Annotated in this window: 11 protein-coding genes; 7 read left to right on the top strand and 4 right to left on the bottom strand. The window is 60.6% G+C overall.

All coding sequences use genetic code 11. The features are described from left to right. Positions 1 to 16: 16 nt before the first annotated feature. Positions 17 to 934 (bottom strand): LysR substrate-binding domain-containing protein, encoded by a 918-nt coding sequence (locus PSH86_RS15350; protein WP_305483658.1) that lies wholly within the window; start codon positions 932 to 934, stop codon positions 17 to 19. Between the two features lie 190 nt (positions 935 to 1,124). On the opposite strand from PSH86_RS15350, the gene PSH86_RS15345 reads away from it, so the two are divergent. From PSH86_RS15345 to PSH86_RS15325, 5 genes are all read left to right on the top strand, one after another. Next, the gene (locus PSH86_RS15345; RefSeq protein ID WP_305483656.1) at positions 1,125 to 1,874 is read left to right on the top strand and encodes an SDR family NAD(P)-dependent oxidoreductase; all 750 of its coding nucleotides are present in this window, start codon (positions 1,125 to 1,127) and stop codon (positions 1,872 to 1,874) included. A 94-nt stretch (positions 1,875 to 1,968) separates the two neighbouring features. Continuing rightward, a complete protein-coding gene (locus tag PSH86_RS15340; RefSeq protein WP_305483655.1) occupies positions 1,969 to 3,270 on the top strand; it encodes an MFS transporter in 1,302 nt (433 codons plus the stop codon). A gap of 17 nt (positions 3,271 to 3,287) precedes the next feature. Beyond that, positions 3,288 to 4,136, top strand: coding sequence for a transketolase (locus PSH86_RS15335; RefSeq protein WP_109755434.1), 849 nt, complete (start codon positions 3,288 to 3,290; stop codon positions 4,134 to 4,136). Continuing rightward, positions 4,133 to 5,155 (top strand): transketolase family protein, encoded by a 1,023-nt coding sequence (locus PSH86_RS15330; RefSeq protein ID WP_305483654.1) that lies wholly within the window; start codon positions 4,133 to 4,135, stop codon positions 5,153 to 5,155. Before PSH86_RS15335 ends, PSH86_RS15330 begins: the two co-directional genes overlap by 4 nt. A 52-nt stretch (positions 5,156 to 5,207) precedes the next feature. Continuing rightward, the gene (locus PSH86_RS15325; protein ID WP_109755432.1) at positions 5,208 to 6,152 is read left to right on the top strand and encodes an alpha/beta hydrolase; all 945 of its coding nucleotides are present in this window, start codon (positions 5,208 to 5,210) and stop codon (positions 6,150 to 6,152) included. A 55-nt stretch (positions 6,153 to 6,207) separates the two neighbouring features. Here the strand turns inward: PSH86_RS15325 and PSH86_RS15320 are convergent, their stop codons facing one another. From PSH86_RS15320 to PSH86_RS15310, 3 genes are all read right to left on the bottom strand, one after another. Further along, positions 6,208 to 7,656 carry an APC family permease gene (locus PSH86_RS15320; RefSeq protein ID WP_305483653.1) on the bottom strand — a complete coding sequence of 483 codons (1,449 nt, stop codon included), beginning with the start codon at positions 7,654 to 7,656 and terminating at the stop codon, positions 6,208 to 6,210. 203 nt (positions 7,657 to 7,859) lie between these two features. Then, a complete protein-coding gene (locus tag PSH86_RS15315; RefSeq protein ID WP_109755430.1) occupies positions 7,860 to 8,600 on the bottom strand; it encodes an IclR family transcriptional regulator in 741 nt (246 codons plus the stop codon). Between the two features lie 44 nt (positions 8,601 to 8,644). Continuing rightward, entirely contained in the window at positions 8,645 to 9,613 is a 969-nt protein-coding gene (locus PSH86_RS15310) for a helix-turn-helix domain-containing protein (RefSeq protein WP_109755470.1), read from the bottom strand. Between the two features lie 215 nt (positions 9,614 to 9,828). Between PSH86_RS15310 and PSH86_RS15305 the strand changes: the two genes are divergently transcribed. Beyond that, complete coding sequence (locus PSH86_RS15305; RefSeq protein ID WP_109755429.1) at positions 9,829 to 11,202, top strand: aspartate aminotransferase family protein; 1,374 nt, start codon at positions 9,829 to 9,831, stop codon at positions 11,200 to 11,202. Between the two features lie 42 nt (positions 11,203 to 11,244). Next, positions 11,245 to 12,699, top strand: a complete 1,455-nt coding sequence (locus tag PSH86_RS15300) for an aldehyde dehydrogenase family protein (protein WP_116832388.1) — start codon at positions 11,245 to 11,247, stop codon at positions 12,697 to 12,699. The last annotated feature ends 13 nt before the right edge of the window (positions 12,700 to 12,712 follow it).

The following is a 12,712-nucleotide window of genomic DNA, read 5'->3' as shown; positions in this document are numbered from 1 at the left end:
CGTACGACCACCCCCTTTAAAACACGAAGCTATGCCCCAACTCCCCTTCCATCCAACCCAAGAATCGCCTGACCCTGGGGAAACTGGAATGAGCCTTCGGGAACACCAGGTGGTGGGCGGCCACCGGAGAACTCAAGGCTTCGGGGGCGACCTCAACCAGCGAACCATTGGCGAGGTATTTTTGTGCCAGCAGTGTGCTTTCGAGGGCGAATCCCAAGCCGTGGCTCGCCGCTTCCAGGCTCATGTAGGATCGGTCAAAACTCAAGGCGTAGGGTTTTTCAGGGCGTGCCAGGCCATGCTGGGCGAACCACTCAGGCCATCTGAGCAAGGTCGCTTCGGAAAGGATCAGGTCTTCAGCCAGGAGATCGGTTGCGTTTTTTACCGCGCAGCGCCCGATCAGCTTGGGCGAGGCCAGCACGGCGAAGCTCTCGTTGCGCACGGTGCGCACTTCATAGCTGGGCCAATTCGGCCGGCCGTGGCGAATATCGACATCGATCTTGTCCTGGCTGAAATGCAGCGATTCGTAGGAACAAGACAAGTTAATCTGGATGTCCGGGTTGCTCAGGCGAAATGACTCCAACCTTGGCATCAGCCAGAGCAAGCCAAAGCTGGGAGAGGAATGCAGCCGCAGGCAATCCAGACTGACGTCACTCGCTGCCCGCTCGGTGGCGACCTCGAGGCTCTGCAACAAACCGGAAATGTCCTTCAAGTACTGCTCACCGACCGGTGTCAGCGTCACCCCACGGGCTGCCCGCACGAATAACTGTCGGCCAATCATGACCTCCAGTTTGGCCAGTTGGTGGCTGATCGCTGACGGCGTGAGGTCCAGCACTTCGGCGGCTCTTGCCAGGTTGCCAAAACGGGCGGTCTGCTCGAAGGCTTGAATTGCTCTCAGCGGTGGCAGGTTGGATGAAGGGGTATCGTCCTGGCGCATCGGTATTCAGCCTATTGTTTTTGGTCTCGAACGGGTAAGTGCCATTCAAGCATTTGCGATCCGCGTTGACGAGTGCTGAATTTTATTCATCTAGCAGTGACGTTTGCGTTATTGCTCGACATGTCGAGGGAGCCCACTCTGAGTCATCGATCGCTGAATCGAACCATAAAAACAATCAGAGGTACCCCTCATGCTTCTTCAAGACAAGGTCGCGATTATCACTGGCGCCGCATCCGAACGTGGTATCGGCCGCGCAACGGCTGTCACCTTCGCCAAACACGGTGCTCGCGTCGTGATCCTGGATCTCGACGAGGCCGCCGCCCGTGATGCCGCGGCCACCCTCGGCGAAGGCCATCTGGGCCTGGCTGCCAACGTCGCCGACGAAACGCAAGTCAAAGCCGCCGTCGCCAAGGTTATCGAGCGCTACGGCCGTATCGACGTACTCGTCAACAATGCCGGCATCACGCAGCCGATCAAGACCCTGGACATACGCCCGAGCGACTACGACAAGGTCCTGGATGTCAGCCTACGCGGCACGCTGTTGATGTCCCAGGCGGTCATTCCGCTGATGCGCACTCAGGCTTCGGGCAGCATCGTCTGCATGTCATCCGTATCGGCCCAGCGTGGCGGCGGCATTTTTGGCGGCCCACACTACAGCGCAGCGAAAGCCGGCGTGCTCGGGCTGGGCAAGGCCATGGCGCGCGAATTCGGCGCAGACAACATTCGCGTCAACTCCATCACGCCAGGCTTGATCCATACCGACATCACCGGCGGGCTGATGCAGGATGAGCGCCGCCACGCGATCATCGAAAGCATCCCGCTGGGTCGTCTGGGCGCCGCGCAGGATGTCGCCAATGCGGCTCTGTTTCTCGCCAGCGACTTGTCCTCTTACCTAACCGGCATCACGCTCGATGTAAACGGCGGCATGTTGATCCACTGACGACAGGTGTAACCACCGCCGCCCATTAAGTTCTGGATCGAAGATACGTCGGGCTCAAGCCCGGCGTTCTATAAAAACAAGAGATCAGACCATCATGATGACCACCATGACGCTCGACGCTGTGTCCACAGTGCGCTCAAGCGCGTATCGCAAAACCGCCTGGCGACTGATGCCTTTCCTGATGCTGTGCTACCTGTGCGCTTACCTGGACCGGGTAAATGTCGGGTTTGCAAAGCTTCAGATGATGAGTGACCTGTCCCTGAGCGAGACCGTATACGGGCTCGGCGCCGGTATGTTCTTTCTTGGTTATTTCCTCTGCGAAGTGCCAAGCAACCTCATTCTCCACAGGGTCGGTGCCCGTCGCTGGATCGCGCGCATCATGATCTCGTGGGGCATCATCTCCGCCCTCTTCTCCTTCGTGGAAACGGCCTGGCAGTTCTATACGCTGCGCTTTCTGCTCGGTATCGCCGAAGCGGGTCTCGCCCCGGGCTTGCTGCTCTACCTCACTTACTGGTTCCCCTCTTACCGCCGGGCAAAAATGACCGTGTTGTGGTTCATTGCCATCCCCCTTTCAGGAATGATCGGCGGGCCGCTCTCAGGCTACATCATGACCAAGTTCGCAGGCTTTCACGGTTGGGCGGGCTGGCAGTGGATGTTCGTGATCGAGGCCATTCCGACCGTCATCGTTGGCCTGATGGTGCTGGCTTACCTCAAGGATGGCGTCCACCAGGCGACCTGGCTCACCGATGAAGAAAAAGCCCTGGTCAGCAAAGAACTGGCCGAGGACAACAGCCGCAAAGTCACCCATGCATCGGTCGGGGCGTTCCTGCGGGACCGTCGCCTGTGGATTCTCGCTTGCATCTACTTTTGCGTGGTCATGGGCCAGTACGCGATCACCTTTTGGCTGCCGACGCTGATCCGTAACGCAGGCGTTGCCGATCCGATGCACATCGGATTGCTCACCAGCCTCCCTTATTTGTGCGCCATCGTCGCGATGGTGCTCATGGGCCGCAGCGGCGACAAGCACCAGGAGCGCCGCTGGCATCTGGTTGGGCCAATGATTGCCGGCGCTTTGGGCCTCACGTTGGCTGCGGTGTTCGGCGGCAACCTGATGCTGTCGGTGTTGTTCTTGTGCCTTGCAGCAGCAGGCGTGCTGTCGGCGTCTTCACTGTTTTGGATGCTGCCTACCACATTGCTCGGTGGCGTCTCCGCCGCAGCGGGGATCGCCGGGATCAACAGCTTCGCCAATCTTGCGGGGTTCTGCTCGCCGTACCTGATTGGATGGATCACCACCACAACCGGTTCGAGCGCCATCGGCATGTACCTGATTACCGGTGTGCTGTGCATCGGTGCCTGCTTGGTGCTGCGTATTCCCGCCGCTTCGGTCAATCGTTGAGTTAACGGAGAATTTCCATGACTGCCACTTTATCCCGCGCCTCCACCACCACCCTGGTGCAACGGGCCCATAACATTCGCCGCCATGCCTTGCGCATGGGGCAAGTCCAGGGCCAGGGCTATGTCGGCCAGGCGCTGGGCGCCGCAGACTTGCTGGCTGTGTCGTACTTTCACGCCTTGAACTACAAGCCCGAACATCCCGAGTGGGAACAGCGCGATCGTTTTTACCTCTCCATCGGCCACTACGCGATCGCGCTGTATGCCGCTCTGATCGAGGCTGAAATCATTCCACTGGATGAGCTTGAAACCTACGGTTCGGATGACAGCCGCCTGCCCATGTCTGGCATGGCCGCCTACACCCCCGGCATGGAGATCACCGGTGGCTCGCTGGGCCAGGGGCTGGGCATCGCCGTAGGCGCCTGCCTGGGTTTGAAGCGCAAGCAATCCGCCTCTTTCGTTTACAACCTGTTATCGGATGGCGAACTGAATGAGGGCTCCACCTGGGAAGCGGTCATGTCAGCCTCCCATTGGAAACTCGACAACCTGATCGCCATCGTCGACGTGAACAATCAGCAAGCCGACGGGCACTCCAGCGAGGTGCTGGCATTCGAACCTATCGTTGATCGATGGCAAGCCTTTGGCTGGTTCACCCAGCGGGTAGACGGTAATGACCTGGACGCCCTGGTCAAGGCGTTCGACGCCGCCCGCAGCCATCCCACCGCGCAACCGCGCGTCATCATCTGCGATACCAAGATGGGCAAAGGGGTGCCGTTCCTGGAAACCCGCGAAAAAACTCACTTCATTCGCGTGGACGAGCATGAATGGGATGTGGCCCTGAACAACCTCGAAGAAGGCAAAACAGCATGAACAACTCACATAACACTAACGCTCAGGTGCCCGCGGTCGCGAAGAAAAAACTGACGACCTCGGCGATGATTGCCTCGATTGCTGCTGAAGGTCAGGCCACCCAATCAGCGCCCTTCGGTCACGCCTTGGCCGCACTCGCGGACCAGCGCCAGGATATCGTGGGTTTATCGGCTGACTTGTCCAAATACACCGACCTGCACATTTTTGCGAAGGCGCACCCCGAGCGTTTCTACCAGATGGGTATGGCTGAGCAGTTATTGATGAGTGCGGCAGCGGGCATGGCGCGGGAGGGATTCGTGCCCTTCGCCACCACTTACGCGGTATTTGCTTCGCGCCGGGCCTATGACTTCATCTGCATGGCGATTGCCGAGGAAAATCTCAACGTCAAAATCGTTTGTGGTTTGCCAGGACTGACCACCGGATATGGCCCCAGCCATCAGGCGACTGACGACTTGGCGATCTTCCGCGCCATGCCGAACCTGATGATCGTCGACCCCTGCGACGCCCTGGAAATCGAACAGGCGGTTCCTGCCATTGCCGCCCATCAAGGGCCCGTCTACATGCGGTTACTGCGGGGCAACGTACCGCTGGTGCTCGACGAATACGGTTATAAGTTCGAGATCGGCAAAGCCAAGACTCTGCGCACGGGCAACGAGGTTTTAATCATTTCCACTGGTTTGATGACAATGCGTGCTTTGGAAGCGGCCAAGGAACTTCAGGCTGACGGCGTGGATGTCGCAGTGCTTCACGTCCCCACTATCAAGCCTTTGGACGAGCAGACCATTCTGGCCGAGGCGAGAAAGCCGGGACGACTGGTCGTGACGGCGGAAAACCACTCCATCATCGGTGGATTGGGCGAAGCCGTGGCGACCGTGCTGTTGCGCAATGGCGTCACGCCGACGTTCCGGCAAATCGCGCTGCCGGACGCCTTTCTCGATGCTGGAGCGCTTCCGACATTGCACGATCGCTATGGGATTTCCACCCAGGCTGTGTGCGCGCAGATCAAGGGTTGGTTATAGGGTTTAAAACCTGCGGGGGCTGAATAAGCCCCTGGCAAGGAGGAAGTACCCCTTGAACACGGATCACCTGCTTGACCCCGATTATGGTTTTTTCCTTGAAGAGCCTTCCAGTCAATGGACCCTCGCCGCTCTCCCCGGTATCCGAGACCGAGTAAGCGCCAACTCGAAAACTCCCGAGATGTCGCGCGGCGAACAGCGCTGGACAGGCGCTACCCCTGGCGCCGATAGCGTGCGCATGTGTATTTACCGGCCTGCCCCGGCCTTCGAGGACCAGCTGCTCCCGGCTATCCTGTACTTGCATGGTGGAGGTTTCGTCCTGGGAAGCCCGGAGATGGTCGACGACTACCTGGCCGATCTCGCTGGCCAGTTGAGAACGGTGATCGTCGCGGTCGATTATCGACTGGCCCCGGAGCATCCGTTTCCTGTTCCGCTGGAAGACTGTTACACGGCGCTGGGCTGGCTTTTGCAGCAAAGCCATACGCTGGGCCTTGATCGACAAAAAATCGTCATCATGGGCCACAGTGCCGGAGGCGGCCTGGCCGCAGCGCTGGCCCTACTGGTTCGGGAGCGACACCAATACTCCGTCGCAGGCCTGGTCATGATTTACCCGATGCTCGATCACAGGACCGGCTCGGCGGCAGCCCCCTCGGCCAATCCCACAACCGGCGCATTGAGTTGGAGGCCGCAAGCCAACCAGTTTTGCTGGCAATGCCTGCAAGGGCCCTACGCCCCTGGGGACGAAAAAGCCTTCCTGTTTTCCCCCGCGCTCGCGGTTGATTTGCAGGGTTTACCCCGCAGCTTTACTGGTGTTGGGGGCTTGGATCTGTTTCTGGAGGAAAGTGTGGACTTCGCGCTGAAACTTTCGCGCTCAGGCGTGCCCAGCGAGCTTCACGTCTACCCGGGCGTCCCGCATATGTTCGATCAGTATCCGGGGCGGATGACAGATCAGTGCAGGAACGACGTCGCGATTGCGCTCGGGCGAATGTGGGCAGCATGAGCACGGGGCCTGCCCGACGTTCTCCAAAGCTCAGTCCCTGAGCCATTTGCGGCTTTCAGAGCTTGTGGCTGCCCAGTACCAGGTACCGCTGTGGCGATGCCTTGCGCAGCCGCGCCGCCAGAAACACACCTGCCAGCAGCGCTGCGGGAATGATCGCGCAGAGACCATAGGACAAGGCCTTGCTAGCGCCCGTCAGCACATCGAAATGCACCACCGCGATAACCAGGACCGCCAATAACGCAAGGCAGGAGAAACCGGGGAAAATCCGCCCACGCCAGATCCCCAGCTTGAGCTCGGGATGGCGCTGAGCGAAGACCCATACCGCCGCGGAAGTGAGCGCCATCAGCAAGATCACGCAAAGCGTCGCCAGGTTGGACAGCCAGGCGAACAATTGCAGGATCGGATCGGCGTCCATCGCCGCGAAAATCAGCACGACCACGGCGGAGATCAAGCTCTGCAACGCCGAGCCCATGTGCGGGCTCTGGTGCACACGATGAGTGGTTCCCAGCCGGCTGGGCAGCAGACCGTCACGGCCGATGGCATAGAAGTAACGGGCCGCGGCATTGTGGAACGCCAGCAGCCCGGCGTAGATGCTGACCATGAACAGCACGCGGATGACCTGGGTCAGCTGCGGGCCGACAAAGTGGTCGGACATGCCATAGATAAAGGTCGTCGGATCCTGCAACGCCTGGAGCGTGGCGACGATTTTGTCCGCCCCTACGCCGATCACCATCGACCAGACCGATAGCGCGTAGAAACCACCAATCAGCAACACCGAACAGTAGGTGGCAATCGGGATCGTGCGTTGCGGGTTCTTGGCTTCTTCGCCGTAGATGGTGGTGGCCTCGAAGCCGATGAACGCGGCGAAGCAGAACAGCAAGCCGATTGACGGGGTGCCGCTGAGTACGTGGCTGCGATCAAATGCGTCGAGATTGATGCCACTGTCACCGCCCGTCCTGAGAATGGCGAAGTCCAGGAGCAGGATCGCCAGGTATTCGGCGATCACGATGACCGACAACACCCGGGCCGACAGGTCGATCTTGCGATAGCCAAGGATCGCAATGCTGGCCATCGCCATCAGCGAATACGTCCACCAGGGCAACACCAGGCCGAACACACTCTCCATCGTGCCGCTGACCACGCCACCGAACATGCCATACAGGCCCACCTGAAGGATGTTGTAGGCGAACATCGCCAACACCCCCGCAGCCCCGCCAGCGAAACAACCCAGGCCGCGAGCAGTGAATGCATAGAAACCACCGGCGTTGGTGACATGCCGGGACATGGTGGTGTAGCCCACCGAGAAGGCCAGCAACACCAGCAGGGCCAGGATCAGCAATGCCGGTGTACCGGCGCCGTTGCCCAGCATGATGCCTATGGGGAAGCCGCCAGCGATGACACTCAAGGGACTCGCCGCCGAAACCACGAAGAAGATGATGAAGCCGACACCCAGGGCCCCACGCTTGAGCTCCGTGGAGTTGTTGACCGGGAGAGATACACTCATGTTTTCTTGACCTTATTGTATGAGGCAGTCGCTGTGGGATCGATGCAGTCAACCGCTCACCGCCACCGAATAGCGTTGTTGTTCTTGTTACACGCTGGATTCGATCCTATGCCTCTCCCTGAACGCTCCACTATCCCAAATCGGTAACCAGAGTTCGCTCGTCAAAAAAACCGAAGGGCTGTCATCCGTCCCCCGCTATCACCTCATTGCAAAGCGATGCGTGCCGTCAGTTCCGCCGCTGCGCCGGTCACCAGGTCGCACAGGTAGCCCGGTTGAAAAGCACGGAACCGCTCACTGCGTCCAACCAGGGTCATGCTGCCAAGGACGCGCTGCTTTTCGTCGAAAATCGGCGCGGCGACGCCACTGCGTCCCGGGTGCAGCTCGCTTTCGCTGATACAGTAACCCTGCTTGCGAATGGCGAGCAGGCTCTTGCTGAACGGCTTCCACGCCAAGCCCTGCTGCTGCGGTTCGGTTGGCTTCGCGTGAACGTCATAGATGCGGCGGATCTGGCGCGGCAGCAGATACGCCAATACGACCCGGGAAGTCGCGCTGTGGAGCAGATCGATCGGTCGCCCCCTGTCGCCACCGACCGGACCGGCATCGGAACCCCGCTGGATCAGCACGTTGACCACTGAATCACCATGCCATTCGCTGACCAGCGCATCCAGGCCGGTATCGTCGACCAATTTATCGACCAGGTCCCGGCTGCACGCCAGCAACGGATCGTACTTCGTCATCTGATGCTCCAGCGTGACGATTCGCGGGCCGAGTGCGTAGCCGCGCGGTAATCGCTTCAGGAAGCCCGCATCGCCGAGCTCGCGCAGATAACGATAGGCGGTCGCGGGTGTAAAGCCGAGCTCCTGGCAAATGGTCTCCACGTCAATGACCGGCTGATCAGGGCGAAACAGGTCGAACACCATGAGCAGGCGGCGAAGGCTATTCATCTTTGCTACATCCTTGTGCAGTCGACACCATGCTCGGTAGATGCTCAGGCGCGCGCGCAATCGGCGATGGCCGCGCGGGTGGTATGAGAGGGCAATTCTGCGAACAGTTCCTGGTACTCCGCCGCAAAATGGCTGAGGTGATAGAAGCCCCATTGGGCCGCGGCATCGCCAATCGAGAGGTGCGCGGCCTGGGTGGACATCAAGGTCCGACGAACACCGTTGAGCCGCACGGAGCGCAAGTAATTGATGGGTGTCGTCTCGGCAACCGAACGGAAGCTGTTCTGCACGGTACGTCGACTCACCTGGAGCCGCTGGCACAACTCGTCCACGCTGGGCACGTTGTTCAATTCCGCGGTCGCCAGGCGATGGCATTTCTCGACAATGAAGCTGCGTGTGGAACTTGGAAGACGCTGCTGCTTGTCGCAGGCCGGGTCGGTCATCAGTTGCAGCAACTCGCCGAGCATGGCCTGTTCCAGTTCCAGTTCCCGATCTTGCGTATTGCCAAGATCTTCGTTCGAGAGCGCCTGGGAGAATACAGCCAGCATTCGACGTCGTGCGTCTGCATAGCGTTGCGTGGAGACCCTGATCACCGGCTGACGCAGCAACTGGCTGATTTCCTTGGCCGACGCCGTTTGCGCCAATGCCTGCTCGAACAGTTCACGTTCGAAGGTAATGGCCAGCAGTTCCATGCCCATCGGCATGTGAAACATGAACTCCTCGCCACCGTGAAGAAAGAACAGGCTGCTGTCGTCCACTTCCCGCCCCTGCATCCGAATCGAACCCGGAACGGTGATGGGCACGGCAAAGCACATCTTGCCCCGGGGCGCCACGCCATGCTGCACCACGCGTTGGTTGATCTGCTCACGGAATATGTGGCAACGCGCCGTCGTCAACTGTATGAGCGAACTCTCGATCGAGCCAGCGGTTAACTGGCTGTAGTCCTGATTCCACTCCTGGACGGTAGCGGCGTGGACATGGATGTCACGAAAGTGGCTGATGTTCTGAATTTTCATGATGACGAAAGCCTCGGCCAATATTCTTCTTTTTAGGTTGCCTTCTTGTGCGATATTCTCACATTAAGAGAATTATGCAAATTTCTTTACGCAAGGAGCCGCTCATCGAAATCAGCGTTCGAGGCGACCCTCCCAATGTGCCGATTCGGGCTACCGGCCAGGCGGAAGCGACGGGGATGATCGAGACACTGAAACCGACATCCTGAGAGACCGTCATGAGTGAAACCAAGCTTGAATCCCTCCACTTCGCGGATGCCCCGCGGATCATTTCCACCATTCCCGGTCCCAAGACCACCGAGGCCCTGGCGTTGTCGGCGCGTACCGAGTCGATGGCCCGCGGCGGCGGACGCATGCCCGTAGCCATGGACCGGGCGTTCGGTGCGACCTTCAAGGACGCTGATGGCAACACCTATATCGATTTGTCCGCAGGCGTGGGCGTCAGCAGCGTAGGTCGCTGCCACCCGAAAGTGGTGCAGGCCATCCGCGAACAGTCCGAAGTGCTGATGCACGCCCTGGAAGTCAACAGCACCCGCCGCACCGAGTTGGCCGCCAAGCTCTCCGAGATCGCGCCCGACGGCTTGCGCGGCGATTGCATTACGTTCTTCACGCAAAGCGGTAGCGATGCGCTGGAAGCCGCGATCAAGTTCGCCAAACGCGTCACCGGACGGCACCAGATCATCGCCTTCCATGGCGGCTACCACGGCGTGTGGAACGCCTCCGGTGCGCTGACCACCGGTACGGCCTACCGCAAGGGCTACGGTGCCCAGATGGGCGGCGTCATTCACGCCCCCTACCCTTATGCCTACCGCTTCCCCTTCGACACCACGCACAAAAGCGCCGAACAGATCGCTGGCGACTACGTGGATTACCTGCTGAATACCCCTTACACCGCCGCCGATGACGTGGCCGCCGTGATCGTGGAGCCGGTACAGGGTGAAGGCGGCTACGTGCCTCCCTCGCCAGAGTTCCTGCAACTGCTGCGCAAGGCCTGCGACCTCAGCGGCGCGCTGTTGATCGTCGATGAAGTGCAATCCGGCGCGGGGCGTACCGGCAAGATGTGGGCGGTCGAACATTCCGGCGTGAAACCCGACATGCTCACCTTCGGCAAGGGCATTGGCAGCGACCTGCCGATGGCGGGCCTGATCATGCGTTCGGACCTGGCAGCCGCGATCCCCGACGGATCGATGCCCAATACCTTCGCCGCCAACTCGCTGTCCGCGGCAGTGGCGCTGACCAACATCAGCATCCTGCAGGACCCGGAGCTGGATCTGCTCAATCGCGCGCACACGCTGGGCCTGGAGGCTCAGGAACGTATCCGTGGCTTCAAGAGCCCCTTCGTCGGCGAGGTTCGCGGTCGTGGCCTGATGATCGGTATCGAGCTGGTCGAAGACCCGGTCACCAAGGCACCGCTGGAGGGCGCCAAGATCGGTCAACTCATGGGTTACCTGCTGAACCACGGCGTGCTGATGATTCCCTGCGGTCGCTACAGCAACGTGATGCGCGTCATGCCCTCGCTGACGATCACACGCTCGCTGTTTTTCAAGGCGCTGGACATCTTTGGCGACGCCCTGGCCTCCCTCGAAGCATGAGGCGTGCCCCACCGATCACTCACATTACGCAGGGCCCCTGACATGACTCAGCACCTGAATCACTTCATCCAAGGAGCGTCCTTAGAAGCCTCCGACGGTGGACGCATGACCCTCATCAACCCTGTGACAGAGCAGGTGTACGGTAGCTCCGCATGCGGCACGAGCGCGGATGTGGACCGCGCCGTGGAGGCAGCGCGCAGCCAACTCGAGGGTGGCGCCTGGAGCCAGCTCGATGGCGCCCAGCGCGGTCGACTGCTGTCGAAGCTGGCTGACCTGGTGGAACGCGACACCGACTTGCTGGCCGATCTGGACGCCAACGCCATCGGTCGCTCCCCGGTCGAGCCGCGCCGGATGGACCTGCCCAACGCGGTCGCCAACCTGCGCGCCGCTGCTGGCTGGGCCAACCAGTTGGAGGGGCGCACCATTCCCACCGGCGGCTATTTCGGCAGCAAGACCCTCTCGTACACGGTGCGCGAGCCGGTGGGCGTGGTCGGTGCCATCGTGCCCTGGAATTCGCCGCTGATGATCACGGTCTGGAAGCTCGCCGCTTTGCTGGCCGCCGGCTGCACCGTGGTCATCAAACCTTCGGAAGAGACACCGCAATCGGCCCTGCACCTGGCCGCGCTGGCTCAGGAAGCGGGCTTCCCTGACGGTGTGATCAACGTGGTTACCGGCTACGGTGCACAGGTGGGTCGCGCCTTGTGCGAACACCCGCATGTGGCCAAGATCAGTTTCACCGGCAGCCCCGAGGCCGGACGCGAGATCCAGCGCACCGCCGGCGTGCTGTTCAAGCGTGTGGCACTGGAGCTGGGCGGCAAGAGCCCACAGATTGTCTTTGATGACGCGTCCTTCGACGACGCGTTGCGCGGCTGCGCGCTCGGCTTGTTCGTCAACCAGGGCCAGGTCTGTGCCGCCGGCTCGCGTATCCTGGTACAACGCAGCATCGCCGATCGCTTCGCCGCAGCGCTTGCCGATGCTGCTCGAGCAGTCAAGGTAGGCGATCCTCGACAGCCCGACGTGCAGATGGGGCCAGTGGCCAAGAAAGCACAGTTCGAACGGGTCAACCGTTACATCCAGCTGGGCATCGAACAAGGCGCCTCCCTGCTGGCCGGCGGCGTATCGAACCCCGAGCGGGGCTGGTTTGTGCAGCCGACCATCTTCGCCAACGCCCGCAATGACATGGCGATCGCCCGAGACGAGATCTTCGGCCCCGTTGGCACGGTGATCACGTTCGACAGCGAAGATGAGGCGATCGCAATGGCCAACGATTCCACCTACGGCCTGGCGGCCACGATCTGGACCAGCGACCTGGTGCGAGCGCACCGCGTTGCCGCGGCGGTAAAGGCCGGTGCCGTGGGCATCAACTGCTGGAGCCCGCTGGACGCCAACCTGCCCTGGGGCGGCGTCAAGTCCAGTGGCATTGGCCGTGAAGGCGGGTTCAGCGGCGCGTTGGCCTATACCGAAGAAAAGGTCATCACCGTGTTGCTGCCTAACTGAGAACAAAAAACCG

The organism is Pseudomonas sp. FP2300, from assembly GCF_030687595.1.
Classification (GTDB): domain Bacteria; phylum Pseudomonadota; class Gammaproteobacteria; order Pseudomonadales; family Pseudomonadaceae; genus Aquipseudomonas; species Aquipseudomonas bijieensis.
This window is presented reverse-complemented; position numbering and strand designations above follow the sequence as displayed.

Bases quoted from the DNA above. Each gene is read 5' to 3' on its own strand.
- PSH86_RS15350 (WP_305483658.1), bottom strand. From the start codon at position 934: ATGCGCCAGGACGATACCCCTTCATCCAACCTGCCACCGCTGAGAGCA.
- PSH86_RS15345 (WP_305483656.1), top strand. From the start codon at position 1,125: ATGCTTCTTCAAGACAAGGTCGCGATTATCACTGGCGCCGCATCCGAA.
- PSH86_RS15340 (WP_305483655.1), top strand. From the start codon at position 1,969: ATGATGACCACCATGACGCTCGACGCTGTGTCCACAGTGCGCTCAAGC.
- PSH86_RS15335 (WP_109755434.1), top strand. From the start codon at position 3,288: ATGACTGCCACTTTATCCCGCGCCTCCACCACCACCCTGGTGCAACGG.
- PSH86_RS15330 (WP_305483654.1), top strand. From the start codon at position 4,133: ATGAACAACTCACATAACACTAACGCTCAGGTGCCCGCGGTCGCGAAG.
- PSH86_RS15320 (WP_305483653.1), bottom strand. From the start codon at position 7,656: ATGAGTGTATCTCTCCCGGTCAACAACTCCACGGAGCTCAAGCGTGGG.
- PSH86_RS15315 (WP_109755430.1), bottom strand. From the start codon at position 8,600: ATGAATAGCCTTCGCCGCCTGCTCATGGTGTTCGACCTGTTTCGCCCT.
- PSH86_RS15310 (WP_109755470.1), bottom strand. From the start codon at position 9,613: ATGAAAATTCAGAACATCAGCCACTTTCGTGACATCCATGTCCACGCC.
- PSH86_RS15305 (WP_109755429.1), top strand. From the start codon at position 9,829: ATGAGTGAAACCAAGCTTGAATCCCTCCACTTCGCGGATGCCCCGCGG.
- PSH86_RS15300 (WP_116832388.1), top strand. From the start codon at position 11,245: ATGACTCAGCACCTGAATCACTTCATCCAAGGAGCGTCCTTAGAAGCC.